This window comes from Pontibacter anaerobius, assembly GCF_026241195.1.
Taxonomy (GTDB): Bacteria; Bacteroidota; Bacteroidia; order Cytophagales; family Hymenobacteraceae; genus Pontibacter; species Pontibacter anaerobius.
This window is the reverse complement of the sequence record NZ_JAPFQO010000003.1, coordinates 116,037-141,085: the sequence shown is the minus strand read 5'-3', so window position 1 is coordinate 141,085 and position 25,049 is coordinate 116,037. Positions and strand designations below refer to the sequence as shown.

The 25,049-nt window shown below is 51.6% G+C and carries 18 protein-coding genes and 1 pseudogene; 4 read left to right on the top strand and 15 right to left on the bottom strand.

Going from position 1 to position 25,049, the window contains the following annotated elements:
• Positions 1-207 precede the first annotated feature (207 nt).
• The 3 genes and pseudogenes from OO017_RS06165 to OO017_RS19970 all read left to right on the top strand — a co-directional run bounded on the left by OO017_RS06165 (position 208) and on the right by OO017_RS19970 (position 1,200).
• The gene (locus tag OO017_RS06165; protein WP_266051587.1) at positions 208-411 is read left to right on the top strand and encodes a site-specific integrase; all 204 of its coding nucleotides are present in this window, start codon (positions 208-210) and stop codon (positions 409-411) included.
• Between the two features lie 277 nt (positions 412-688).
• A pseudogene (locus tag OO017_RS20075) lies at positions 689-901 on the top strand (helix-turn-helix domain-containing protein).
• On the top strand, positions 898-1,200 hold the full coding sequence (locus tag OO017_RS19970; protein ID WP_369426417.1) for a hypothetical protein: 303 nt from the start codon (positions 898-900) through the stop codon (positions 1,198-1,200). The pseudogene OO017_RS20075 and the gene OO017_RS19970 overlap by 4 nt, the downstream one beginning before the upstream one ends.
• Positions 1,201-1,416: 216 nt before the next feature.
• Here OO017_RS19970 and OO017_RS06160 read toward each other — a convergent pair whose 3' ends face one another.
• From OO017_RS06160 to fucP, 7 genes are all read right to left on the bottom strand, one after another.
• Positions 1,417-3,069 (bottom strand): UxaA family hydrolase, encoded by a 1,653-nt coding sequence (locus OO017_RS06160; protein WP_266051586.1) that lies wholly within the window; start codon positions 3,067-3,069, stop codon positions 1,417-1,419.
• A 175-nt stretch (positions 3,070-3,244) separates the two neighbouring features.
• Positions 3,245-4,033, bottom strand: coding sequence for an L-fucose dehydrogenase (locus OO017_RS06155; RefSeq protein ID WP_266051585.1), 789 nt, complete (start codon positions 4,031-4,033; stop codon positions 3,245-3,247).
• An 11-nt stretch (positions 4,034-4,044) separates the two neighbouring features.
• Positions 4,045-4,878 (bottom strand): amidohydrolase family protein, encoded by an 834-nt coding sequence (locus OO017_RS06150; RefSeq protein ID WP_266051584.1) that lies wholly within the window; start codon positions 4,876-4,878, stop codon positions 4,045-4,047.
• The gene (locus OO017_RS06145) at positions 4,865-5,722 is read right to left on the bottom strand and encodes a fumarylacetoacetate hydrolase family protein (protein WP_266051583.1); all 858 of its coding nucleotides are present in this window, start codon (positions 5,720-5,722) and stop codon (positions 4,865-4,867) included. Before OO017_RS06145 ends, OO017_RS06150 begins: the two co-directional genes overlap by 14 nt.
• Positions 5,723-5,813: 91 nt before the next feature.
• The gene (locus OO017_RS06140; RefSeq protein ID WP_266051582.1) at positions 5,814-6,578 is read right to left on the bottom strand and encodes an SDR family NAD(P)-dependent oxidoreductase; all 765 of its coding nucleotides are present in this window, start codon (positions 6,576-6,578) and stop codon (positions 5,814-5,816) included.
• Positions 6,579-6,597: 19 nt separating this feature from the next.
• A complete protein-coding gene (locus OO017_RS06135) occupies positions 6,598-6,939 on the bottom strand; it encodes an L-rhamnose mutarotase (RefSeq protein ID WP_266051581.1) in 342 nt (113 codons plus the stop codon).
• Between the two features lie 26 nt (positions 6,940-6,965).
• Positions 6,966-8,300 carry an L-fucose:H+ symporter permease gene (fucP, locus tag OO017_RS06130; protein ID WP_266051580.1) on the bottom strand — a complete coding sequence of 445 codons (1,335 nt, stop codon included), beginning with the start codon at positions 8,298-8,300 and terminating at the stop codon, positions 6,966-6,968.
• Between the two features lie 298 nt (positions 8,301-8,598).
• On the opposite strand from fucP, the gene OO017_RS06125 reads away from it, so the two are divergent.
• The gene (locus OO017_RS06125) at positions 8,599-9,489 is read left to right on the top strand and encodes an AraC family transcriptional regulator (RefSeq protein ID WP_266051579.1); all 891 of its coding nucleotides are present in this window, start codon (positions 8,599-8,601) and stop codon (positions 9,487-9,489) included.
• A gap of 75 nt (positions 9,490-9,564) precedes the next feature.
• On the opposite strand, the gene OO017_RS06120 is transcribed toward OO017_RS06125, so the two are convergent.
• From OO017_RS06120 to OO017_RS06085, 8 genes are all read right to left on the bottom strand, one after another.
• Positions 9,565-12,984 (bottom strand): 3-keto-alpha-glucoside-1,2-lyase-like domain-containing protein, encoded by a 3,420-nt coding sequence (locus OO017_RS06120; protein WP_266051578.1) that lies wholly within the window; start codon positions 12,982-12,984, stop codon positions 9,565-9,567.
• A 59-nt stretch (positions 12,985-13,043) separates the two neighbouring features.
• The gene (locus OO017_RS06115; RefSeq protein ID WP_266051577.1) at positions 13,044-14,303 is read right to left on the bottom strand and encodes a Gfo/Idh/MocA family oxidoreductase; all 1,260 of its coding nucleotides are present in this window, start codon (positions 14,301-14,303) and stop codon (positions 13,044-13,046) included.
• Between the two features lie 182 nt (positions 14,304-14,485).
• Positions 14,486-17,188 carry a PQQ-dependent sugar dehydrogenase gene (locus tag OO017_RS06110; protein WP_266051576.1) on the bottom strand — a complete coding sequence of 901 codons (2,703 nt, stop codon included), beginning with the start codon at positions 17,186-17,188 and terminating at the stop codon, positions 14,486-14,488.
• Positions 17,189-17,310: 122 nt separating this feature from the next.
• The gene (locus OO017_RS06105; protein WP_266051575.1) at positions 17,311-18,690 is read right to left on the bottom strand and encodes an alpha-L-fucosidase; all 1,380 of its coding nucleotides are present in this window, start codon (positions 18,688-18,690) and stop codon (positions 17,311-17,313) included.
• Positions 18,691-18,931: 241 nt separating this feature from the next.
• The gene (locus tag OO017_RS06100) at positions 18,932-19,960 is read right to left on the bottom strand and encodes a cellulase family glycosylhydrolase (protein ID WP_266051574.1); all 1,029 of its coding nucleotides are present in this window, start codon (positions 19,958-19,960) and stop codon (positions 18,932-18,934) included.
• 100 nt (positions 19,961-20,060) lie between these two features.
• On the bottom strand, positions 20,061-21,620 hold the full coding sequence (locus tag OO017_RS06095; RefSeq protein WP_369426416.1) for a glycoside hydrolase family 140 protein: 1,560 nt from the start codon (positions 21,618-21,620) through the stop codon (positions 20,061-20,063).
• A gap of 182 nt (positions 21,621-21,802) precedes the next feature.
• Positions 21,803-23,122 (bottom strand): alpha-L-fucosidase, encoded by a 1,320-nt coding sequence (locus OO017_RS06090; protein WP_439651301.1) that lies wholly within the window; start codon positions 23,120-23,122, stop codon positions 21,803-21,805.
• A 268-nt stretch (positions 23,123-23,390) separates the two neighbouring features.
• A complete protein-coding gene (locus OO017_RS06085; protein WP_266051573.1) occupies positions 23,391-25,040 on the bottom strand; it encodes a RagB/SusD family nutrient uptake outer membrane protein in 1,650 nt (549 codons plus the stop codon).
• Between the last annotated feature and the right edge of the window lie 9 nt (positions 25,041-25,049).

Genomic DNA, 25,049 nt, shown 5'->3' with positions numbered 1-25,049 from the left:
GTGGAGTATGCAGGGATTTTTTACTTCCTACAAACAATTATATATCAATACTTTAAACGGAAAACATTCTCTAACTCACCGAATCGATCACCAATTAAAAACTATATTCTGACTGCAAATATTACACAATAAAGGTAAGGCATGTTTTTCTGTTTGTCAAGTTTATTGCGCACCACACTTGACACTACTCGGACTATCAATAGGTTTATGGTGCAGATCGCCTTGGGCATTGAGGAGTGCATGACCACCTACACGGCCCGGCACTCCTCCACTGTGCTGAAGCGAGCAGGTGTCTTCATCTCCGAGTCCCTGTGCCATGCCAGCGAGAAGACCACGCAGAACTACCTCGACAGCTTTAAGTCAGAGGCCAAGCGAGACATTATGGCGAAGCTCACCGATTTCAAAGGATAATGACCACATTGTACGCTGCACAAGCGATGATACTGCTATACCTGATTAAGAGTAAATCATTAGTTTGCTTAAGTACACCCTATCAACATATTGGGATGAAGCACGAACCTGCACCTTTGAATTTTACTGAATTTAGAACTCAGTACTATGCTTGATAAAGCATCATGATCTTCGGAACCATGGCTGTAATCTTCGCCACTACTTAACACTTTGTTATACCTTATCGGGTATAGAAGTATTATGAAATCAAATATTTATACCCGGTAAGGTATAAAACATGCTATTGAATGAGTTTGTAAAGGAAAGGCGCTAGCAAGAGAACCTAACCCAACCAAAATTGGCGGTGAAGGCACAGGTCGGCCTTCGGTTTATCAGAGATCTCGAGCAGGGGAAGGAAACCCTCCGGCTGGATAAGGTGAACCAGGTGCTTCAGCTCTTTAGGCACCAGATAGGCCCTGTACCAACAACATATAACATAATTGTCTTATGAGAAAAGCCGAGATAAAGCTCCACGACAAAACAGCCAACTGGCTAACGCAGGACGAGAACGGCTATCACTTGGTATATGACCTTGTCTACCTGCAATCTCCTGCACCAAAATCGGCCAGTCTCACGCTGCTGTTGTATAAAGCGCCCTTCACCAGTAGAATCCTGCTCCCCCTCTTTGACGGATTGTTCTTATCATCACATCAAACACCTCAACAGAGGAAATTCTCTATTCGCCTCTATAGCAACAAGCATATAAGATCCAGAACGAAAGGAAGGAAACCACAGACTTGGAAGGTGTAGGCTTTCAGAGTCCTGCAGGTCACCTGCTCTGCCGAGCCTTGAAGATAGGAAACCAAGAGTGTACCCCTTGAATATTAAGCTGTTTTCTCCTTTACCGATCTCTTTAGCCTCCCCTGCAATTCTAAACACACTCCACCTGTCATTTGATTTATGAACCAGCTTTTAACAGAAGGAGCTCCTAACACTGTTGTTGAAAAATTTTCCCCAGCACCTACCCTATAGAGACACTCCTCTTTTCCACGGTATAAAGTCATCTTGTCCGAGTCTTACAGCGGCGACAACTTCTTCCCCACTGGCTACAGCAATAATGTAATCAAGTATACGCTCCCCAGCATGCTGTATGGTCTCCTCCCCCTCTGTGATAGTCCCAGCATTGATGTCTATGATATCGCGCATTTTATCATACAACTTTGTGTTAGTGGCAATTTTAACGACCGGGGCGACAGGATTCCCGGTGGGGGTGCCAAGCCCTGTCGTAAATAAGACGATGTTGGCGCCGGATGCCACCTCCGCCGTAGTAGACTCCACATCATTTCCAGGGGTACAAAGTAAATTTAAACCAGGCTTAGTCACCTTCTCCGGGTAATCCAGCACCGCCACCACAGGGGAACTTCCCCCCTTCTTTGCCGCACCGGCTGACTTTATAGCATCTGTTATAAGCCCATCTTTGATGTTGCCAGGGGAAGGATTCATATCAAATCCTGAGCCAACGGCTACGGCTCTTTCCTGATATGTTTTCATCAGATAAGAGAACCGTTCAGCGTCTTCCTGCTCTAAACAGCGGTCAATCAGGTTCTGCTCAACGCCGCAAAGCTCCGGAAACTCAGACAGAATAACAGTACCGCCTAAAGCTACCAAGAGATCGGAGGTATATCCAATTGCCGGGTTAGCAGATATTCCCGAGAAGCCATCCGAGCCACCGCACTCCAGCCCAACACACAGTTTACTGAGGGGAGCCGGCCGGCGCTCCGTCTCATTTGCCTGTATTAGCCCCACAAAAGTTTTCTTAATGGCTTCCGCCAGCATCTGGGTTTCTGAACCGACCTCCTGTTGTTCCAAGATGTATAAGGGCTTATTGAACAGTGATGTCCTTTTATGGATTTCCTCTTCCAGCATCGATACTTGCGCGTGCTGGCAGCCCAGACTCAGAACTGTCGCTCCAGCCACGTTGGAATGTGTAATGTAACCTGCCAGTAGGCCACATAGGGCCTGTGCATCCTGACGCGTACCTCCGCAGCCCCCGGCATGCGGCAGAAACTTAATACCGTCTACATTGGGAAATAAGCGAAGGGCCGGCTGCTGACCTATTCCGTATTGCAGATCTGCCTGCAGGATCTGCTCAATGCTACTGCCTGCACTGTAGAGTTCAATCAATTGTTGCGCCTGGCTCAAGTAGTTTTTGTTACGCCCATAACCCAGGCTGTTGACCAATGCCTCCTGGAGCACCTCCAGATTCCTGTTCTCACAGAACACCATAGGGATGACCAGCCAGTAGTTAGCAGTACCGACGCTCCCATCCTGCCGATGATACCCACGAAACGTGCGTGTATGCCACTTGGACACATCAGGCTTCAGCCAGTCGGTTCTGCGCGCACCTGTCCTGAACTCTTTCACGGCGTGCTTTAGATTAGCTGTTGTCAGCAGACTTCCTGCGGGCACGTTCGCTTCTGTTTTGCCGACCATCACCCCATACATCGTGACCTCAGCCCCTTTGGGAAGATCAACCAAAGCAAACTTGTGTTTTGCAGGAATAGCATCCAGCAACTGATACTGCGCCCCCTCATCCAGTATAGTTTCCCCGGCCTCTAAATCTGTTAAAGCAACCATCACATTGTCCTGTGGATGCACTTTAAGAACCCTTTGTTTCATATCTAGGTAAAAACTTAATCTCATCTACTTATAATCAAACCTATGCATACAAACCAGCATAACCTGATTGATGTAAACACAGAGGCGGGTACCTTCACCACCTATAACAGTAACAGGTGCCACCAAAGCAGGTCATGTCCGCTCTTTATGGCTCTAACAGAGCCTGTGCACAAGGCTATCTGTTAACCAGTGCCCGGTCCAGGTGAACATAGCCGCCATCAACGTGAATAAGCTGCCCTGTGGTATGGCTGGATCGCTCTGAAAGTAAAAAAGCTACCGTGTTGGCAATTTCTTCCACAGTGGTCATTCTACCCCCCATCGGGATACAGGAGGTGATTTCCTTTAGCTTTTCTTCCGGGTTAGGCAGCGTCTGTATCCAGCTGGCATACTGGGGCGTCCAGCTCTCTGCCACAACGATGGAGTTCACCCGCAGACCATACTTGAGCAGTTCTACCGCCCATTCACGCGTCAGCGCATTGCGGCCACCATTGGCAGCGGCATAGGCTGACGTATTTCCCTGCCCGGTCTCTGCCGTCTTGGAACTGATATTGACGATGTGGCCCTTGCTTTCCTTTAAGGCGGCCAGCGCATGGTGCACCATGAGGTAATAGTGCACCAGGTTGCGATGCAGAGAAGTCATAAAACCTTCGTAGCTGCCATGCTCTAGTCCTATCCCATCATTCACCCCGGCGTTGTTCACAAGACCTTCTATGCGTCCGAACTCTTTTAGCACAGCCCGCACCGCCTGTTTGCACTCTTCGGGATCAGCCAACTCCGCCACCAACTGGAATGCCCTGCCACCGGCGCGTTCTATCGCGCTTACCGCCTCCTGGTTATCAGATCTGTTTCTGCCTACAATCACGGGCACGGCTCCTTCCGCCGCTAATACTTCGGCAATGCCTCTGCCGATGCCTTTGGCGCCGCCAGTCACAATAATTACCTTGTCCTGTAAACCTAAATCCATGGTGCTCTTCTTTAAGATAAGTTGTAAAAACGGGTGGCGTTCACCCCGAATACTGCCGCCTGCTCCTGCTGGCTGAAAGCGGAGTAATACTCCTCTACCACTCCCAGCACTTCCCCATAGCTGGCCGCCACTAAACATACCGGCCAATCAGAGCCGTACATGAGTCTCTCCGTTCCAAAGGCGTCTGTAACGGTATCCAGGTAAGGGACAAAGTCTTCTCTCCTCCAGTTTTGCCAGTCTGCCTCTGTTACCATGCCGGAAACCTTGCACAATACATTTTGATGTTGGGCAATTTTTTTCAACTCTCTGCTCCACCCCTCAAGCTGCTTGTCCCGGATGTTGGGCTTGGCCAGGTGATCAATCACAAAGGGCTGATCAGGGAAGGCAGCCACGAACTCGGGTATATACCGCAGCTGATCCGGGTAGATGAGTATATCATACGTAAACCCAAAGTTCCTCAGCTTTCCGATTCCTCGCTTAAAGCTTGGGTGCAGCATCAGCGCCCGGTCGAGAGCCCCTTGCAGGATGTATCGAAAGCCCTTGAGCTTACTGAACTGACTCAAATGCGACAACCGCTCCTCTACGTCTGCGGCCTTAAAATCTACCCAGCCGACCACACCTTTAATGAAGTCATGCGCGGAGGCCAGGTCCAGCAGGAAGTCATTTTCCTCCTCAGGCTCGGCTGATTGCACCAGCACACAACCGTCCAACCTATGCCGCTGTAACAGCGGCTCCAGGTCCCGGGGCATGAAATCACGCCGAATGGCCGCCATCTCTTCAGTAATCCAGCTCTCCCTTAAGGCATCATACTGCCAGAAGTGCTGATGTGCGTCAATCCGCTGCATAAGCCTTCACGCGCTGGCAAGCGGTACCCAAACCGTCAATCCCTAACTCCACCAGATCCCCAGGCTTCAGGTAAACCTGCGGGTTCATCCCTAATCCTACGCCGGCAGGCGTGCCGGTCGAGACAATATCACCAGGCAGCAGGGTCATAAACTGGCTTACATAGTGCACCAGGTAAGGGATGCGAAAAATAAAATTGGCTGTAGTGCCTTCCTGCATCATTTCTCCGTTCACCTTCAGCCACAGGCGCAGGTTGTCTGCATCCTCTACCTCCTCTTTGGTGACAAAATAGGGGCCAAGCGGCGCAAAGGTATCACAGCCTTTGCCTTTGTCCCAGGTGCCATTTCGCTCCAGTTGGAACTCCCGCTCTGATACATCGTTGTGCAGGCAGTAACCGGCTACATATTCCATCGCCTGTGCTTCTTCCACATAGCTTGCCTCCCGGCCAATCACGAAAGCCAACTCCACTTCCCAATCAGTTTTTGTAGAGTTTTTCGGAAGAATGATATCATCATTCGGCCCCACCAGTGATGTGGTGGACTTCATGAAAATGACAGGTTCGGTAGGCAAAGGGGCGTTGGTTTCGCGGGCATGGTCTGCATAGTTAAGTCCAATGCAGACGATTTTGGAGGGACGTCCGACCGGGCTACCCAGCCGGCTGTTTTCCGGTATGGATTTCAGTTTCCCTGCATTTTCAAAGACAAACTGTTCCAGTCGGGCCAAGCCATCCGTTTCTAGAAATTGTTCATTGTAATCCTCCCCAAAAGCGGAAGTATCATACAGCTGGCCATCAAGCACGATGCCTGTTTTTTCCTGTTTCGGTTCTCCGTATCGTATTAGTTTCATAATGTGTTTGGTAGGCCTCCGAATGGTAAACCTGGTGTATGTAATTGTATAAGGTTAGGTCTGCTGCCTTTAACTTCAGCCATCGGCAGGCCTAGTTGTTGAGTTTTGTAAAGCCCCCATCAATAGGGTAGTCATTTCCAGTAATGAAGGAGGCCTCGTCTGAACAGAGGTAAAGAATAAGTTTGGCTATTTCGTCCGGCTTGGCCATCCTGCCAATAGGCTGAGTTTGAGAAAGCTTCTGGAACATTTCCTGCTCCTGACCAGGGTAGTTCTTGGCCAGGAAACCATCGACGAAAGGAGTATGCACCCGTGCCGGTGAAACACTGTTGCAACGGATATTGTCCCGCAGGTAATCTTTGGCCACCGACATGGTCATGGCCTGTACTGCGCCCTTGCTCATAGAATATGCGAAGCGGTCCGGCAGGCCAACGACAGCGGCAATAGAGCCCAGGTTCAGAATGGCTCCCCCGCCGTTTTCCTTCATCAGCGGTATTGCCGCAAATAGGCAATTGTAAACACCCTTTACATTTACCTGGTACAGGCGGTCAAAATCCTCTTCGGAGGTGGTGTCAGCCTTGCCGATATGAGAGACACCCGCACTGTTTACCAGGATGTCCAGCTTCCCAATACCCCTGAAGACAGCCATTACTTCCTGCTGATCTGTTACATCGCAGGCATGCGACACAGCATTGCCACCGTTTCTGCTAATTTCGTCTGCCGTTTTTGCGGCACTCTCCCGGTTCACGTCCAATACATGCACGGTGGCGCCGCTCGAGGCAAAGGTTAGGGCCACCGCCCGCCCGATACCGCTGCCACCACCCGTTACCAAGGCTATCCTGTTGTTTAGTCGGAACATAAATTTTAATTTCAATAAGTCAAGTATTTGCCTCAAGCGAGAAAATCCGTTCCAGCAGCACCCACTTCTCTCCTTCCCGGGTACCGGGAAGGAGAAGCTGATATTTCCACATAAGCTGCTCCCACTCCTGTACTACCGGGTTCGCTTTGTCCCTGGCTGCCTTGGCTTCAAAGCTAAAGGTGTTGTCAGCCTCTATGATCATAAAGAGCCTGTTGCTGAAGTGGTAAATTTCCATACTCTCGACACCGGACGCACGTAAGCTCTGCTTAACTTCAGGCCATACCTGCTGATGCCAGTGCACATATTCAGCTATCATTTTCGGATCATCTTTCAGGTCCAATGCCATACAGTACCTCTTCATTTTCTCCCTGTTAGCTTCATCCATTTTTAAACTACCCTTTGACAGGCACCCTCCGGTGCGGCCGCAACCTCGCTTTCAGGACGAAGGCTACTCCGCTCCAAACCATCAGACGCAACAGCATACAAGGCTACCGCAATGAAACAAAGAAACGGCACATAGAAAGCCATGTGAATGCTTTGGGTCTGGTCCGAGACGAAGCCCTGTACCGATGTGAGAATGGCCCCTCCCAGGATGGCCATGATCAAACCGGAACCCCCTATTTTTGTATCCTCTCCCAAGTTCCTGATACCCATTCCGTAGATGGTTGGGAACATCAAGGACATGAAACCCGAAACAGCAATCAGGGCATACACGCCTAGGAAGCCACTGCCATAAATTACCAGCAGCGTGCAGACTGCTGCTCCGGTGGCACTTAGCAGCAGCAGATGTTTAGGACTTATATACTTCATCAGGGCCGTGAAAATGAAACGGGAAACCATAAACAGGATGAGAGCTGCCATATAATAAGAAGAAGCACTTTCCTCATTCAGCTGCGTTTCCTGCATCACATACCGGATAGTATAAGACCAAATTCCAATCTGCGCACCTACATAAAAAAACTGCGTCACAACGGCCCACACGTAGTGCGGCCGTTTCACCAACCGTTTGAAAGATGGGACCAGGTCCAGCGTAGGACCGGCATCTGAGGCTTTGGGCATGGGGGTAATTTTCACGGCTAACCAAACAAGCACCAGGAAAAAGGCAACCCCGACGTAGGGGCCCATCACAGCAGTTAGTTCGTCTGACTGTATTGCTGCCAGCTCTTCCGGGGACATAGCCCCGCGCTCTTCGGAGCTGGAAAAGTTGAGTTGAGAAAGGATAAACAGCTTACTGAGCAAAACCCCTGTAACAGAACCTATCGGATTAAAGGACTGAGCAAGGTTCAAGCGACGGGTTCCTGTTTCTTCCGGCCCCATGGCAACAATGTAAGGGTTGGCGGCCGTCTCCAGGATAGACAGGCCCCCAGCTAAAACATAAAGCGCCACCAAAAAGGCCCCATAGGACATCATGATGCTGGCTGGGTAAAAAAGCAGTGACCCAAGGATAAACAATCCAAGCCCTACCAAGATCCCCGTCTTATAAGAATACCGCTTGATGAGTATAGCCGCAGGCAAGGCAAGGCAGAAGTAAGCTCCATAAAAGGCCATCTGGATCCAGGATGTCTGGAAATCTGACATGCTCATGATCCTTTTGAATGCCGCCAAAAGCGTGTCGGTCATGTTGTTGGCCAGGCCCCAGAGAAAGAAAAGGCTCGTAATCAGCAGAAACGGCCACCGGTTGCCTGGCCTGATAAGGGAATATGCTTTTTTGCCTGCAGTCATAGCGGATACATTAAATAATTTCCTTTTCCTGTCGACCTGTACTATCCTGAACTAAGGCTGCTGCCGGAAATACAGGAACCAATTGCACTCTAGCCAACGAACTGTTACGAACGGCTTTGAAACTGATATATCCGTAATATAGTATATACCATAGGATACGTAGTAACTGCTCACTCATTTGTGACTGTTCAAGTTAATATATATTTTAGAAGGTATGCCATTGAATTATTAACCTATCATTATGGTATATTATCAATGCGTCATCATATACTGAAATTCGGAAAACAAACTTGTCCCCATGAAACCTCAGCTGCTTAAAGTTGCAACCAGTCCCACTAATTCGTTCAGCGTGCGCCAGAACATGATTCCCTATATGAATAACAGGTGGCACTTTCATCCGGAAGTAGAGCTTATCTTGTTCCACAAAGGAAGTGGCATGCAGTTCGTGGGAGATAGTATCATGCGCTTTCGCCCCAATGACATTGTGCTGGTGGGGTCTAACCTTCCCCACTACTGGCGCTTTGACGACATTTTCCTCAACGATACGGATGAGTCAGTGGCCTATACCACGACAATTCACTTTATGGAAAACTTCTGGGGTGACCGGTTTCTCCACCTGCCTGAAAACAAGCAAATAAAGCAGGTGCTTCATCGAGCCAAAAGAGGTATCCTGATCTCAGGCAAGGCCGCAAAAAAGGTAACCAAACTCATGACAAAGGCCCATATGCTGGCGGGAGCACACCGCGTGATATCCCTGATGAAATGTTTAACGGCCATTGCTGAAGAAGAAGAAGTTACCCAGCTATCCTCCATCGGCTATCAGGCGGACCTGTCGGATGTTGAAAATGAGCGCATCAATGCTATTTATGAGCACACCCTGACGCATTTTAAAAGGAAAATTCCCTTAGAAGAAATTGCCGCCATTGCCAACATGACACCAAATTCGTTTTGCCGCTACTTTAAGGAAAAAACAGGCAAGACATTTTCTCAATTCATGACCGAAATCAGGATTGGCTATGCCTGTAAATTGATTGTAGACAATAAAATGAGCATCAAGCAACTCTGTTTCGAAAGCGGATTCAACAATTTCAGCTGTTTTCATAAGAGCTTTAAGCAAATCATGGGTAAAACGCCTCAGAACTATCAGAAACAATATGAAAGTGGAGCCTTAAGCACGAAAGCAGAATGATCCAACCCTTTAAATCAATGTACCAGCCACTAAGTAAGGCTTAATGGCTGGTGCATTGATTCTTACTTAGGCTCTTTATTTTTTTCTTAGATCTTTGACGCGGATGTTCCGAAACCACACGGTGGAGCCGTGGCCCAGGAAGCCGATGTAGCCTTTCTGCCGCCTGAGCCCCGGGTGCTCTTTCCCGTCCAGCGTCCCGTTCTTGCTGGCTTCGACGATGTTCCCGTCCAGGATGGTGGTGCCGTTAAGTATGACTTTCACCTTCGGCCCTTTCACGATCACCTCCTGGTAGTTCCACTCGCCCACGTGCTTCAGGGCGCCCCGCTTCGCGGTGATCACCCCGTACACGGAGCCATGGTACTGGTAATCCTCCAAGTTGCGGTAGATGTCGGCGTCGTTGTCCAGGATCTGCAACTCCATGCCTTCGTAGGCGGCATCCCCCTCCAGCGGCGCACGCACGCCCAGACCATTATTCGCCCCCGGCGTCAGCTTAAACTCAAAGCGAAAAATAAAGTCGCCGTACTCTTCCTTGGTATAGAGGTTGCCGCCGCTCCCGAACTCGGGCTTGCGCACCACCAGCACGCCATCCTCTATCACATAGTCGGTGGTGTTGCCCTGCCAGCTGTGCATGTTGGTGCCATCGAACAGCACCTTGAAGCCTTCTTTTTTCTCTACAGCACTCAGCTTAAACGGTTCCGGCCGGGGGATCTCGCGGATGTAGATATCGCGGTAAGCCACCCGAGAGCCGTGCGCCTGCAGCTCCAGCTGCTCCTCCGGGAAGATCGGCAGTCCCCTGTCCCAGTAGTTCTCCAGGATCACGTTATCGGTTACCAACTCCCCGTTCAGGTACACGGTCACGCGGTCGCCCTGCATCAGGATGCGAAAGTTGTTCCACTCGCCCAGCGCGTTATCGGCCACTTTCAGCGGTTTGCTCGGGTGCACCTGGTTGTTGTACAGCCCGCCGGAGCCAACCTGCGCCCCCACTTTCACACGGGAGGTATCCCACATCTGCACCTGCGGCGTGCCCCGCAGGTAAATGCCGGCATCGCCCTCCTTGTTCCCATCGTCAAAGATCTTCCAGTCTACATATAACTCAAAGTCGCCATACTTTTTTTGGGTAGCGAGGTTGTTGAAACCTTGCCCCACGTAAATAATCTCACCGTTCTCTACTTTCCAGTCTCGTCGCATTTCCTCATCGGCCACTTTTTGCTTCTGAGCCAGCGTCTTGCTGTCCATCTTGGCCCGCTCTATCGGGTTGCCGACCAGTCCTTTCCACCCGCTCAGGTCTTTACCGTTGAACAGCGGCACAAAGCCCTCGCCCTCCGGCATCTCGGCCAGAAACTTGCGCATCGACTCCTTCTGGTACTCGCTGTCGGGCCCCTGCAGCACTTGAATGGTCTTGTTCAGGTAACCACGCACCACGTCCCCCTGAAACTCCTTATTGGACAGCGCAATGTTCATGACCGCCTGCGCAGCTTCTTGCTGCAGATCAGGTTGATTTAGGTACTTGCCGGCAAAAACCAGCGCCGGGAAGGTCTTGTTCCGGCCGACTTCTGAAAGTATAAGCTGCTTCTGCTCTGTGGTTTTGGCCATGTCCATGGCTTTGCGGAGCATCAGCACCTTCTGGGGCGCCGGGTATTTGGAGAGGTTCACGGTGCGGATATAGCCTTTCAGTGCCTGATCCAGGTAAGCGGCGTTGCCGGCGCTGGCGCTGATGAGGTACAGTTCCTTTGCCGCGCTCACATCCGACCATTGCGAGAGCGCTGCCAGGGCGGCGGCTTTGCCGACTTCATTTCCGCTTTCGAACGCCTGCGCGACAGCCTGCAGCGCCTGGTCCCCGCCTATACTTGCCAGTATGTTATAATAGGCCGGTTTCTTCTCTGCCGGCACCTCGTTCATTTTTTGCAGCACCAGCTCTGCCTTCTCCGACTGGTTCTCATAGTCGCCTACCGCGGCTACTACGGCATTTTGCACCGCCGCCAGCTCTTCCGGTTGGGTAGTTTCGTTCAGGAGCGTGAACAGCTGCGGCAGGTTGTCCTTACGGGCCAGGTTAGCAAGTGCCTCCAGCGCAGCCAGGCGCACTTGAGGGTTTTCATGCTTTGCGTACGGCAGCACTTCCTGGAACTTCCGGTTCTCGCCGCGGGCTCCCAAAACTGCCAACAACTCTGCCTGGGCCACTGCGGGCATCTTCGGCAAAGCCCCGGATACTTTGTCCGTCATGCCCTCTCCTTTCATGATCAGCAAGGCATTTTTGACGGCTACCGCTTCTTCCTCGCCGCCTTTTCGCATGGTTTTAAACAAGGCGGGCAAGGCCTCTTCCTGCCCCAGTCTGCCGGCCGCGCCAATGGCCGCGAGCCTCACCTGCATGTCTTTATCCTTCAGCGCCTTTTCCACTGCCGGCAGGGTACTCTTCGCGCCGCTCTTGCCCAGCATAGTGAGGATCTCGGCCTGCACCTGGGCATCGGCTTTCTTCTGCTTCTTCACCCACAGGGCCGTGTTATCTGCGGTCAGGTAGGGGGCGGCAAACTTCAGGGCGGCCGCACGATACTCCGGATTCGGGTTGCCAGCGGCCTCCACCAACAAGTTCATACTTTGCCCTTTTTGCATGTCGGCCAAAAGCTTCAGGGCCGCCGTGCGGGTGTGCACCTGCTCCTCGGCGGTGGCCTTGCTTAGGATGGACTGGGCGATCTTCTCTGCCTGTGGCTGCTGCCCGTTCTCTGCCAGCCGTTTGGCAAACAACAGGTAAGCGGCCGTGGCGTTGTCCTCGTCATACTTATACTGATCATCTTCCGCCGCTTTAGCCAATATGGCCTCGGAGGAAGGATCCGCGATATTGGCCAGGGCGTAAAGCGTCAGCTTCCGCAGTTTCTCGTCCTGGCTGCCTACCAGCGGTGCCAAGGCCGAAGCGGCTCCAGCGTGGCGGGTATCACCAAGGGCCTCCACCATGGCCAGCTGGCAGTCGCCTTGCGAATTTTGCAGGGCCTGCAGCAGCGCCTGGCTGGCGGCAGGGCTGTTTATACTTGTAAGGGCCCTGGCAGCGGGCCCGCACAGGCGGCCGTCGCCCAGATAGCCCTGCAGGCAGGAGACAGCGGCATCATCCCCAACCGTCTGCAGCTGCCGGATCAGGAAGGCTTTGTTCTCCCCGTGCGTGGCATTTTGCAGGGCGCGGCAGTAGGCGTTAGCGCTCATCTTCCGCCACTCCTTTCTCTCTGGCTGCATCACGTAAGCGGAGAAGCCGCCCAGCGCATACTCTATACCTGTGTTGTCTCCCTCGCCGGGAGCCGACAGCAGGCCGGCCATTTCCACGAGCCCCTCCTCGCCCATCGCGGCCATCTCCGCCATGCTTGCCTGAAGGTGCTTTTCGTCTCTTGCCGGCAGCTCCACCAACAGGTCAGCGATCTTCGTGGAAAGGGTTCGCTGGTCGTTTTTTCGTTGCCCCACAACAGCAGTACTTACCATGAGCAAGGCCAGGAGCAAGAGTGATGTTCTTTTCATGATATCGGTGCAGTTTAATTCTAACCTATACAAGAATGCTTTTGAGTTTTATGTAACAGCTACGCCAGCGTCCAGTCGGAGCGCATGGGCTGGTATACCAGGCGGTTAGCGCCTTCATCATCTATAAATTTTTGCTTCACGGGATCAAACCTGAGGGAGCGCCCCAGACGCAGGGCCGCCAGACCCATGTTCACCAGCGTGCAGGACCGGTGCCCATTCTCCTCGTTCAGCGCGAACTTCTGGCGGTTCTTCACGGCCTGCACAAAGTCTGTCACCTGCGGCTCGGGGTCCGGGAAGGCGGCCAGTTTCCGCCGGAGGTCAGGGATGTCGGAGCGGAAGCCGGGGTAGAGTTTCCCGTTGGGCCCTTCGATGTAGGGGATATTTTCCTCCTTCCCCTCACCGTCCAGGATGATCTGGCAGCCGTCCTCATAGGTATAGGTGATCCTGCGCCAGGTGCCCACGGCATCGGTGTGCTGCTGCGGCGCATCGATCTCCACGGACACCGGGCTGGTGCTGTCCTTGCCCAGGAAGTACTGGATGGGGTCCATGTAGTGCTGGCCCATGTCGCCGAGGCCGCCGCCGTCGTAGTCCCAGTAGCCGCGGAAGGTGCCGTGCACGCGGTGCGGGTTGTAGGGCTTGTAAGGGGCCGGGCCCAGCCACCTGTTGTAGTCCAGCTCCTTCGGCACCGGCACCGGGTCCAGGTTGGTCTTGCCCACCCAGTAGAACTTCCAGTCGTAGCCGGTGCCGCGGCCTACGGTCACTTTCAGCGGCCAGCCGAGCAGGCCGCTGTCCACCAGCTTCTTAATTGGTTTCACAGTGGTGCCCATGCCGTAAAAGACATCATCGAAGCGGAACCAGGTGTTGAGGCGGAAGATGCGCCCATGCTGCTGCACGGCCTCCACCACGCGCTTGCCCTCCCCGATGGTGCGAGTCATCGGCTTCTCGCACCAGATGTCCTTCCCTGCCCGGGCCGCATCGGCGGCCATAATGCCGTGCCAGTGCGGCGGGGTGGCAATGTGCACGATGTCTACCTCCGGCAGCTGGATCAGCTCCCGGTAGTCGGTGAAGGTCTTCACGCCTTTGCCCAGCATGTCCACCGCCGTCTTTAGGTGGTTTTGGTCCACATCGCAGACGGCCACCACGCGGGTATCGCCGTAGGGGAAGTGGTTGCGGCCCATCGACCCCACCCCGATCACGCCCTTGGTGAGCTGGTCGCTGGGGGCCACGTACCCCCTGCCCCCCAGCACAAAGCGCGGCACAATGGTCAAGGAGGCAAAGGCAAGGGCGGACTTCTTTAAAAAATCCCGTCTTGAGTTCATGGCAAATATAATTTAAGGTTGACTTGAAGGTTTTACTAATGTCTTGCTGAAGCCTTTAAAAAGCCTGTTATAGCCATATGCACGGCTGTTTGATATTCAAGGAATCGACAGCCTATTAGGCTGCGAAAGGGGTAAAATCAGGTTTGCTTAAGCATAGGCGGTGGCTTTGTGGCTCGTCTTTTTCATTTTAGGGCACGATTTACTGGCTGCACTTTCTGATGCATTGCTTCGCGCCTGAACGACACTTTACTAATGTCCAGCGTGTTCCAGATGCCAATTTCTTCTTTTCGATCCGCTCGTAGCACAAAGTAAAGGTTATGTATTCCTTCTGTAGGTGTTACCCCGGTATCATAGCTACCTACTTTTAAACTGGCAGGTATGGCGGTCTTACTTATGATGGGACCAGAAGGCGATCCGGTGTGAAGCTCTAGAACAGCGTTCACCTGTGTTGGCACCACCAGTACACTATATCCGGCAACACCTGTCAGGTCTACGCCTCGGAATACAATGTGGGAGCGGTTTTCCGTAAACCTTACATGCCCAATGTCTCTGCGGATCATCACTCCGCGGCTCTCATCGCAGGTAGAGGGATCTACTTCCGGATGTCGCCATGTAAGCACTTGCCGTGCAGTAATAGGAGCCATACCTTTGTTGCCTTTGTCGGTATAACTGGCAGTCAGGAAATAAGTCCCCTCTTTACCCTTATGCCGGTCGGTGGCAAGCCTTCCTTTCAGAGGCAGAAGCTCCAGGTCACCCTTTGTTTCCGCCAGCCCCAGTATGTACTCCACCATTTCCTTTGCCTCCTCCTGAGACAGCTGCGGATGCGCAGCCATGGGTATTTCCCCCCAGTTGCCAGATCCACCCTTCATAATCTTTGCAGCCAGCGCAGCCTGGCTGTTCTTCCCTTTGTAGCGCCTGGCTACCTCCAAGTAGCTCGGGCCTACAGATTTACTGTTCAGGGCATGGCAGGATTTACAGTCGCTCCCTTCAACCAGCGTTTTCCCTTTCAGATTAGCCTTAATGCCCCTAAGATCCTGCCCCAGGGCGGTTTGAACGAGATCATAGCCTTCCGCTAGATAGTCAAAAGACACTTTCACGTCATTTTCCTGGGCAGCGCCTGCCACAATAGTACCATCTTCCCGGTCCTCTACTGTCACCTCGTAGCGAAAAGAATGGTTATCCCAATAGAAAGAGCGGTTATTATCTGTCCGAATACTGACGAGCGGCGGCTCATTTCCGGCTTGTACCTCTAGCTTGACTTCATCGCTGTACCCTTCCTTATCCTTTACTGTTAGCTTTACCTGATAAATTCCTGGCTTTGTAAACGTATAGGAAGGAGCACTCTCCCGGGACTGCACCTGTTCGCCCTCAAAGGTCCAGGCATAACGCACCTCATCGCCTGCATCATAATCCATGGTGCCTTCGGAGGAGAAGCTAACTGTCAAGGGCACCGCACCTGCAACTTTGTTAGCGGAGGCACGGGCGACGGGCTTCCGGTTGTTGGGGTGAAACTGAATGCGGATCAGTTTGGAGTCGTCGTTGTTGGCGTGCCAGTAGGTGCCGTACTCCAGCACGTATAAAGCGCCGTCAGGACCGAACTCCATATCTATAGGATGGGCAAAATGAGTGGAAGGAAGAAAACGCTCCAGCTTGATAGTGTCATCTTGCACATTGACTGTCATGACCCACTCCCGCATCCAGTCGTAAATGAATAGTTTTCCATCAAAGTAGCCAGGGAACGTCTGGGTATTGGCAGAAAAATGATCTCGGTAAAAGACTGGCCCCGCCATTGCGTTGCGCCCTCCGTCTCCTACCATCGGGAACTCCGGGGACTCATCATAAGGATAATAGATCATGGCTTTCTGAGCCGGGGGTAATGCCTGCTTTCCGGTGTTATTAGGTGATTTGTTAACCGGTGCCTCCGCCACAAAGGGACCTCCCGAAGCATTGTTCCTGAAATCAAAGATGCGGTAAGGCTTGTTATCCGCCACAAAGTGTGGCCAGCCAAAATTGCCTGGCTTTTTGGCCTGGTTAACTTCATCATACCCCTTTGGTCCCCGCAGCTCGTTATCCTTTCCTGCATCGGGTCCTACTTCTCCCCAGTAGACGTAACCGGTTTTAGCATCAACAGATACCCGGAAAGGGTTGCGGTTTCCCATCGTATATATTTCCGGCCGTCCTTCAGACCCGTTTTTCGGAAAAAGATTACCATCCGGTATGCTGTAGGTGCCGTCCGGCAGTGGACGGATGCGCAAAATTTTCCCTCTCAAATCATTTGTATTGGCTGCTGTTCGCTGGGCATCATTGATCAACTTGCCAGGCCTCTCATCGATAGGTGCGTAACCGTCCGACTCAAAAGATGTGGAGTTATCCCCCACCCCGATGTAGAGATTACCGTCAGCACCAAACTCCAGCGAACCGGCAGAATGGCAACATTGCCTCTCAACAGGTATGCGCAGGATAACCCGCTCACTAGAAAGGTTCAGGCTGTTTTGCTCCAGGGTAAACCGGGAAACACGCTGAACAGGTTCATCCCCTGCCGGGGAGTAAAACAGATAGATCCATTTATTTTTTTCAAAATGGGGATCTATGGCTAATCCCAGCAAACCATCTTCATGTTCTTTGAACACATTGATTTCCCCAATGGTACGGGTGGCATTTTTAGCGGGATCATATAGGCGCAGCACCCCTCTACGTTCGATATACAACACCTCTCCACCAGGCATTACCGCCAGCTGCATCGGCTCATATAGCTTTGTTTCCAGCTCTTCCACCGTGAAACGGTTTTCCTCTGGAGCTACGTTGGCGTAGGCATCATGTGGAGGACTTTGCTGTTCTTTCCCTTGCGATGCATGATCACATGAGGCAAGAACAAAAGGTAGCATACCCCACAACCATGTATAAGAAAAGAAAGCAGATCTTTTCCTACTGCCCGTGTTGATTTTCTTCGTAAATAGTAAGAGCATAGTTAAATGCAAAAGAGCTTACGCCCCGTTTTTTATAAGTACTACTGAATTGATTCCACTCTGAACACCCAGGCATGGTTACCAGGGATATTACCCGGGTGAAGAGCTGGCGGGTGAATGGTGAGCACACCGTTTCTGAACGATGACTTCGCCCGCGCTTGCGTGCCCAACATACGCACTTGCCCGGCTTTCTCCAGCCCACGCACCCTCACCGGCTTATCCGGCCACCTGGTACAGATAACATACAGGTCTTTGCCTTTGATCGTGTAGAATACGCCTTGCTCTTTCATGTTTGGGGGGCGCTTGTCCCAAGCGCTTGTCCCGTAGATGGCCTCCCCATTCACTTGGAGCCACTGGCCCATATCCAACAGGCGCTCCTGCATAATCACCGGGATGAGGCCATCTGCCCTTGGGCCTACATTGAGCAACAGGTTACCACCGTTGCTTACCTTGTCAATAAGCAGATCTATCAGTTGCTTGGATGTGAAGTAGTGATCTGTGGTCTCAAATCGGTTATAGCCATACGAAGTGCCTATGCCCCTGCTTTCCTCCCAGGCGTGTGCACCTGCCTCACCGATCCCCTCTGTGTTATGCACGAGGTCATACTCTGTGGTATAATAGCCCCCGTGCTTGCTGCGGGTTTCGCTTCCCCACCTGTCGTTTACGACAACCGTCTCTCTAACAGGAGACTCATTGTAAAGCCAAGCCAAGAATTGCTCACTCTTCAGCTTATCGCTTGTATAGTCCCACTCGCCGTCCGAAAAAATTATCTCAGGTTTGTAGCGTGTCACCAGGTCTTTCATCTGCGGGATCATATGCCTGTCTACCCACTTGTTTATCGTAGCCTCGGCATACAACGGATGGCTCCATTCAAGCAGGGAGTAGTAGAAGCCCATGCGGAGCCCTTTCGCACGCACGGCTGCTGTCAGATCCCCGGCCAGATCCCGGTGCGGCCCTGTGGCTACGCTGTTCCACCGGGGGCTCTCTTTACTGGGCCACAGGCAAAAACCATCGTGGTGCTTGGACGTTAGCACCACATACTTTGCCCCGGACTTTTGAAAGAGGTCAGCCCAGTTGTCCGGATCAAAATACTGAGCCTTGAACATGGGGGCAAAATCCCGGTAGGCGAAGTCCTCACCAAAGTATTTGGCGTGGTGTTTTGTGAAAAGCTCATTTTTTGTAATCAGCCTGTTCTCATAGTGTTCCGCGTACTTTTCATACACGCCTTCCACCTCATCCACTGGGGCATAAGCAGGTACGGCATAGAGACCCCAATGTATGAAAATCCCAAATTTGGCATCTGTCCACCAGGAAGGAGTTTCCCGCTTGTCCAGCGACTCCCAACTTGCCTCATATTGCTGGGACTCTGCTTCACCTGCCACGCACATGCACAACAGTCCCAGACCAAGAATCCTTTTCATCGATTTAGATATCATGCATAACTTATTTAGCAGCAACTCCCGGTAACTTGAAACAAACTTCAGAAGCAAGCCCCAACAGCTGTCCTCCGGCATAACCCTGGTGCCGCATTAAAACTTTGCCTCTGATCAAAAAGCGTAATCTCTTCAGCCCCTGAAACAATCTTTTTCCTCCGTGCCAAGTTATGGTGGCATAGCTCCCCCAAAGCTCCAGGAGTCCTAAGGCTGGTAGAGGGACGTTGTATTATTCTACCGGTTCTGACTTCTCCGACTCCGGGCGGTAGCGATCCTGCATGGAGATAAATTCCAGTACCTGTTTGTGGTATGGGTTAAACTCAGGATCAGGAATACCGCTAGGTGAGATAGAAGGGTGTCCATAACTTTTCTGAAACATATCGTGGTGGTAGGTTATGTATCCACCTTGCTGCCATACCTGGTAAATCTGCAGGATATGATCGTAGGGTGAGGAGCCATCATGGGGACCACCAAAGTCAGGCGTACCATTCCGGGCCGGTTCATCGTCAACTACTGGTTTTTGGTAACGCTCCAGCAAGTAGGCAATCTCTTTTGGGGCGATTTCCCAATGCCTGCCGGCAAACTGCCTGGTGGTATGGGGCGTCAGAAAGTCCAGCATCTTGTTTTGGTTCTGATCTCCCAGGTCACCGCCTGGCCCCGGGGAATTCGTCACAAGGCGTTTGGGATCTATCTTCTTGATTGCTTTGTAATAATCCTCCACCCGCTCCGACGACTCATTCCATACCTGAAATACCAGGTTGCGGTAAGGTTTCATTTCACGTGTGATATTCTCTACGGCTTTATCAGCCCCTTTCGCCGCCAGTTTGTTATTAGCCTCCGAGGTTTCCTGGGAGAACAGCACCAACTGGACCACCATCCCTCTGCGGTCCGCGTCGGTCAGCAATGCCTTCAGGCGTTCCAACGGCTGTGGACGCAGCTGCCCATTCGGCATATAGAGTGTGGCCCCCGGACCTGCGTCCACAAACCCACGGCTGTTGTCCCACTGCGCCCACACCCGTAATACATTGATGCCATACTTGTTAAATTTGTCTAACCATTGCCCACGGTCCTCTCCGCTTTTGTTGAAAGCAGGATTGTACAAGGCATTGAAAAAACCAATACCAGTATAATGAAAAGGATCACCGTTTCTGAAGAATGAGGTATTGGAAATTGTGATTTCGTGCTGGCTCTGGGCAGAAACTGCCGATGAAAGAAAAAAGCAGATCAACAGCGATAGTAAGAGTAACGTTTTTTTCATGCTTAACTTCAATTGGGTATCTTTTCAAATGTTTGTTAATTGGTTTGTGGTAGAGGCACAAGCTGCAAACACCTCTGAGGTACTGCATCTCCTGTTGTTGCTATTCCTGCCTTTTACTTTTTTTCAACACCAGGATCATATCATTTCCTGTGGGCGGTTTCGCCTCAATTATTCCCTGCTTGACCAGTAAGCTTGCTTTGGTATACCGGTTACTCACCGGATTGAACCACTTCCCCTCATAGGTGTAACCGGCCCTGTTGAAGATTCTGGCAGTGGACTTCTCCGGTATATAGGCCAGGATCGTACTATAATCCGGTGCCTTCAGCAGGGAGACAAACTGGTGCGGCTCCTCTATGCCAGGCTGCATTGCCAGCAACTCGTTGGCTGGCCGTAGCCTCCACCATTCCAACTGCTGGAAGAAGGCCGAGAGATACCCCACCTGCATGCTGCCCTGAAAATTGATGCTTTCATACCAGGGGTGGGTACCGGTCGCGTCCTCGTGGTTGAGGATCGTCTCCCCTGGCCGCAGCCAAGACCATATGCCGTTCGCTCCATAAGCAATACCGGCCACGGGTGTTGCAAACAGGCTCCAGTAAGAAGCATTCCTTACATCCCTGTCTGCGATCTTGAAGAATATTTCCTCATAGCATGGTTCCATGTTGATAATGGCTTTGGGCGGTAGTTGTTGCCATCCTTTCACCACCGGCCCTTCCGTGATCCACGTCACGGTCTTCTCATCGTTGTTGTGCCCGGACTGGTAGCCCACGATGTCGAGCCATTCCTCGTTTGCGTATTCGTCCCCTATCCAGGAAGAGCCATACGGGTGGAGTGACACGACTCCAGGATGTTGCAGTTCCCCAAACACCCCGCGCCCGATATTTTTCCAGCGTTGTTCATAATGGTACTCATACTGCCCGTCACCGCCCAGGATCCATATCACCTGATTGCCGCCGTAACGGGCCACCAGGTACCTGGCCAGCAGTATGGCGTCCGGATCCGGAAGGTAATAACCTGGGTTAAGCTCCCTTCCATCCGCAAAGGGTAGTGCCCACAACAGAACCGGGGCAGCTACCAGGCCATACCTGTTGATTTCATCTATCTTCTTGTCCAGGTGTTGGAAGAACGCAGGGTTGATCCTGATCTTTCCGCTGCCTTCGAAGGCCACCTGCCCCAGACGGTTTGCATCTGCCCCGCGCCATTGTGTCGTAGCGAATTGAATCACGCTGTAGTAGTTCCTTGCCCGGTGCTCCAGGTAAGTACACCACTCCTCATCCGTAGACTTGAGCGGACCGTTCCAGGCAGTGCCCGCCACATAGAAAAAAGGAGTGCCGTCGGCATGCGCCAGGTGGTAAGAACCTTTGGGGCGGGTGATGCTACCCTTGGTATAGATTGCTAGTTTGCTCTGATGAGGAACACTGGTAAAAGAACCGTTTACCCGATGTAGTCCTTTGTTCGACTCATCAGAGCAGACAGTGGTATAGGTCCAGGTGCCAAGCTCATCAGGTGCAAAACGAAATCTCCATAAAGCTCCTCCGTCCCAGAAGCCATTGACCTGTTTCTTTCTACCGGAGGGCGAGGTGAGGTGGACTTCCATTTTTTCGACATCATATAGCGGGTTATCATAAACCTTTTGGCTGGTGAAGCTTTTATCAAACTTCATCCAGAGTCCTACCTGCTCCTGCGCAAAGGAGGGCTTGGTAAAAACACAGCTGCACAGGAGTAAAATTGTAAGTATTAAAGGAGTTTGCTTTAACATATGTTCTGCTCTAATGTCCAGTAGTAAGTCAACTAAAAAAGCACCTGATCTCATCCCTCTTTAGCTTTAGATCCTACAGTCATTCATCAGTTCACTTCAATAGCTTCACCGGCAGTGTGATACAGGTCCAGTTCTCCTTCCAGCTCCACGGCAATGACAGTGACGTACTCATCCAGCAGGTTTTGTGGCACATCTATCAGCAGGATGCCCGGAATATGGACCCATTCCGCTCCCCCACTGCGTGTGTACTCCACCTGGCCAGGTAGGCCAACCACCCTTATCTGCTTGATTTTGTTACGCACCCCTTTCAGGTATATTTTGTCGCGGGGAATGTCATACTGGTACAAGTACAGCGTCTTCTTGTCTTGTGAAAGTGTGGTGGGTCCGTAGAAATGCCCTAGGGGTAAGCCGGCGATGGTTGGATAGACAGCCTCCTCATGCTTTTTGATCCACCTGCCCATTTCGCGCAGACGCTTAGCCTCAGGTTCCGGGATAGTGCCATCTTCCTTAGGGCCCACATCCAGCAAGAGATTTCCGCCCATGCCTATCACCTCGGTAAATATGCGCAGGAGCTGACGCGTCGATTTGAAATTCTGATCGTCCCCCTGATAGCCCCAGGAATCATTTATGGTAAGGCAGAGTTCCCAGGGTCCCCCAGGCTGCACTACCGGCACCCCCTGCTCAGGGGTTTTATAGTCGCCGTAACCTTTCATGCGCGCATTCAGGATTACCCCCGGTACCCACGTGTGCAGCTGTTGACGCAGCTCCTTGAATCGCCACTGCTCCGCAGTCCTGTCCCAGTCCCCATCGAACCAAAAGATATCAGGCTTGTAGCGCTCGCTCAGTTCTTTTAACTGGCCCCGATGAAAGGCAAGGAAGCTTTCCCAACGGTCAGCATCCTCTTTTCCTGCCGGAGGAGAAGCAAAGGGGTTCACCTTGTGATTGCCGTCTTCCAATACAGAACGCACGGATGGATAGTCCGGATGAGACCAATCCAGATGAGAAAAGTACAGCCCTACCTTTAGATCCTGCTTCCGGAGAGCATCGACATAGGGCCCTATCAAATCGCGCTTGGCCGGGCTACTGTCTGCTACATTCAGCTTACTCCACTTCGTGTCCCACAGTGCCATCCCATCGTGATGCTTAGAAGTTAATACAGCATACTTGGCACCTGCTTCTCTGAACAAGGTTGCCCAGGCATCCGGATCGTATTTACTAGCGGTAAACCCCGTTAGCTGTTTCATATAGTCCTCGTAGGAAATCTCATGGTTATAGAAAGACCATGACTCCGTAATACCATTGACGGCATATATACCCCAATGAATGAAGATGCCTAGTTTGGCCTGTTTAAACCACTCCATCTTGGGAACTGTATCCAAGGCGGAAGCAGAAGCAGCTTTATTTATTTTTACGTGTTTTCCCTTGGTCTTCTGAGCGCTTAAATCCCCTGCCCCTAATAGTAAAATGCAGGCCATAAGCGTAATGCGCCATGTTGATATCATATTAAACTTAAGCTAAGAAACGAGAATCTAAAAATGGTTGCCTTTGATGCTGGTGACAAACAGCAAACAGAACACCCGTAGTGTTAAATACAGGTTTTAGGAGGCAGTAGTACAGGGATGACACTTTCATGTACATCCCTGCCTTCACCTAAACTACTACTATTCTGAAAGCTTACTGTCCGTTGTATCCCGCATTCAGGTCTTTTTCCCGCTGCGGAATCGCCCACGTATACTCTTCGTATGGGTATTGAATGGTACTAAAGGGCAGGCTGGGATCACGGTCACCCGGAGGTATAGGCAGGTGAAGCGCACGCAGGTAATCCAGCCTATCCCCTTCCTGATGCATCTCTTTGATGCGCTCATTGTGTATATCCTCCTCTGTCACAGAGTCGAGTGGATCTAGACCAGCCCTTTCGCGAATGACGTTCACATCGGCTGTTGCACCGCTTATGTCTCCCTGGTGGAAGCGGATAATGGCTCTTGTAAGGTACATCTCCGCCAGGCGTATCAGGGGTACATTGGTTTCTATCCCCACATTTCCTCTATAGTACTTGTTGGCCCAGACCATCGGCGTTGTCACATCCTCGAACCTGGCCTCCCATATACCGAGCGCCTCTTCCTCCGGCGTCAAGGGACCTTTGTAGCCCTCATACCGGTAGTACAGCTGCTGGTACCGTTTGTCCTTCTTTGCCTCCTCTGTCTCGGTGTAGTCTCCGTTTAGTGGATCTGCCATCCAGCCTACACGTGCCAGGGCATGATAGCTCACAGTAAAGCCATTCCATGGAGCAACGCTGTTATTGCCTCCGGTAGAGGCAGGACCACCACCGCCCGTAGCGTCAAAATGGCTTTTATTTATACTGGCATAATGCAGGAAATTACGCCCTCCATCATTGGGGTCAGAAAAAAGCTGGTACCAGATCACTTCCTTGCCCCGTGACAGATTGTCTTTGTTAAAGGCCTCGATTGGGTCTTCACTCAGATCATACTGTCCGCCATTTTCATCTATTACAAAATTAAGCTCCTGCATAGCCTCTGACCAGTTCCCCATCTGGAAGTGTACCCTTGCCAGCATAGCTGCGGCAGCAAACTTGTTTGCCCTTCCATACTGATATGAAGGATGATGAACTCCGGAAATATACCTTGCTGGCAAAAGCTCTTTGGCTCTCTTCAGGTCCGAGACAATCAGCTGCCAGATCTCCTCAGTCGTACCGATCTTTGAATTGGACGCAGCTTCCCCCGTGGTAGGGTAGGAAGTACGCAAGGGCAGTATACGCGCGTCATTGCCTCCTTCTGGTTTGTACCAGGGTAAGTGAATGGCAGCCAATGAGCGATATGTCACAGCCCTGAGGAACAGCAGTTCCCCTTCTATGCGCGGCAGGTTGTTTTCTTTATCTGACTGTGACGCGTCCGGGAAAGGATCACCGTTGTTTTTGGCCAGAAAGTCCAGCGCAGCATTCACGTTGCTGATCACATTGTAACTGGTACTAAAAAAGCCAGAGGCATAGCCTGTTTCCTGGTCTGTCTTTCGGTGATACATCGCATCAGAATCCATGTTGCCCCCCTCGCCGGGTATCCAGTATGTCACGTCTGATCCGATGATCTTGACAAAATTGTGGCTACTAATAGGGGCTCCCCAGTAGTCCGTCAACAAAGCGGCATAGCCTCCGATAACAGCCCTTTCAAACTCATTGACATTTAACCAAGGCGTTTCCGGTGGGTTGGTCTGGTCGAAAAACTCATCATCCTTACAGGAACTGACTGATAGTAGAAGGAGTACCACCGCATACAGCACACGGCTCCTTTTCTTTATGATACTTTTCATATAAAGCTG

What these genes read in the sequence shown, in the direction of transcription:
- OO017_RS06165 (WP_266051587.1), top strand. Translation starts at nt 208, where the DNA reads ATGGTGCAGATCGCCTTGGGCATTGAGGAGTGCATGACCACCTACACG.
- OO017_RS19970 (WP_369426417.1), top strand. Translation starts at nt 898, where the DNA reads ATGAGAAAAGCCGAGATAAAGCTCCACGACAAAACAGCCAACTGGCTA.
- OO017_RS06160 (WP_266051586.1), bottom strand. Translation starts at nt 3,069, where the DNA reads ATGAAACAAAGGGTTCTTAAAGTGCATCCACAGGACAATGTGATGGTT.
- OO017_RS06155 (WP_266051585.1), bottom strand. Translation starts at nt 4,033, where the DNA reads ATGGATTTAGGTTTACAGGACAAGGTAATTATTGTGACTGGCGGCGCC.
- OO017_RS06150 (WP_266051584.1), bottom strand. Translation starts at nt 4,878, where the DNA reads ATGCAGCGGATTGACGCACATCAGCACTTCTGGCAGTATGATGCCTTA.
- OO017_RS06145 (WP_266051583.1), bottom strand. Translation starts at nt 5,722, where the DNA reads ATGAAACTAATACGATACGGAGAACCGAAACAGGAAAAAACAGGCATC.
- OO017_RS06140 (WP_266051582.1), bottom strand. Translation starts at nt 6,578, where the DNA reads ATGTTCCGACTAAACAACAGGATAGCCTTGGTAACGGGTGGTGGCAGC.
- OO017_RS06135 (WP_266051581.1), bottom strand. Translation starts at nt 6,939, where the DNA reads ATGAAGAGGTACTGTATGGCATTGGACCTGAAAGATGATCCGAAAATG.
- fucP (WP_266051580.1), bottom strand. Translation starts at nt 8,300, where the DNA reads ATGACTGCAGGCAAAAAAGCATATTCCCTTATCAGGCCAGGCAACCGG.
- OO017_RS06125 (WP_266051579.1), top strand. Translation starts at nt 8,599, where the DNA reads ATGAAACCTCAGCTGCTTAAAGTTGCAACCAGTCCCACTAATTCGTTC.
- OO017_RS06120 (WP_266051578.1), bottom strand. Translation starts at nt 12,984, where the DNA reads ATGAAAAGAACATCACTCTTGCTCCTGGCCTTGCTCATGGTAAGTACT.
- OO017_RS06115 (WP_266051577.1), bottom strand. Translation starts at nt 14,303, where the DNA reads ATGAACTCAAGACGGGATTTTTTAAAGAAGTCCGCCCTTGCCTTTGCC.
- OO017_RS06110 (WP_266051576.1), bottom strand. Translation starts at nt 17,188, where the DNA reads ATGCTACCTTTTGTTCTTGCCTCATGTGATCATGCATCGCAAGGGAAA.
- OO017_RS06105 (WP_266051575.1), bottom strand. Translation starts at nt 18,690, where the DNA reads ATGAAAAGGATTCTTGGTCTGGGACTGTTGTGCATGTGCGTGGCAGGT.
- OO017_RS06100 (WP_266051574.1), bottom strand. Translation starts at nt 19,960, where the DNA reads ATGAAAAAAACGTTACTCTTACTATCGCTGTTGATCTGCTTTTTTCTT.
- OO017_RS06095 (WP_369426416.1), bottom strand. Translation starts at nt 21,620, where the DNA reads ATGAAGTTTGATAAAAGCTTCACCAGCCAAAAGGTTTATGATAACCCG.
- OO017_RS06085 (WP_266051573.1), bottom strand. Translation starts at nt 25,040, where the DNA reads ATGAAAAGTATCATAAAGAAAAGGAGCCGTGTGCTGTATGCGGTGGTA.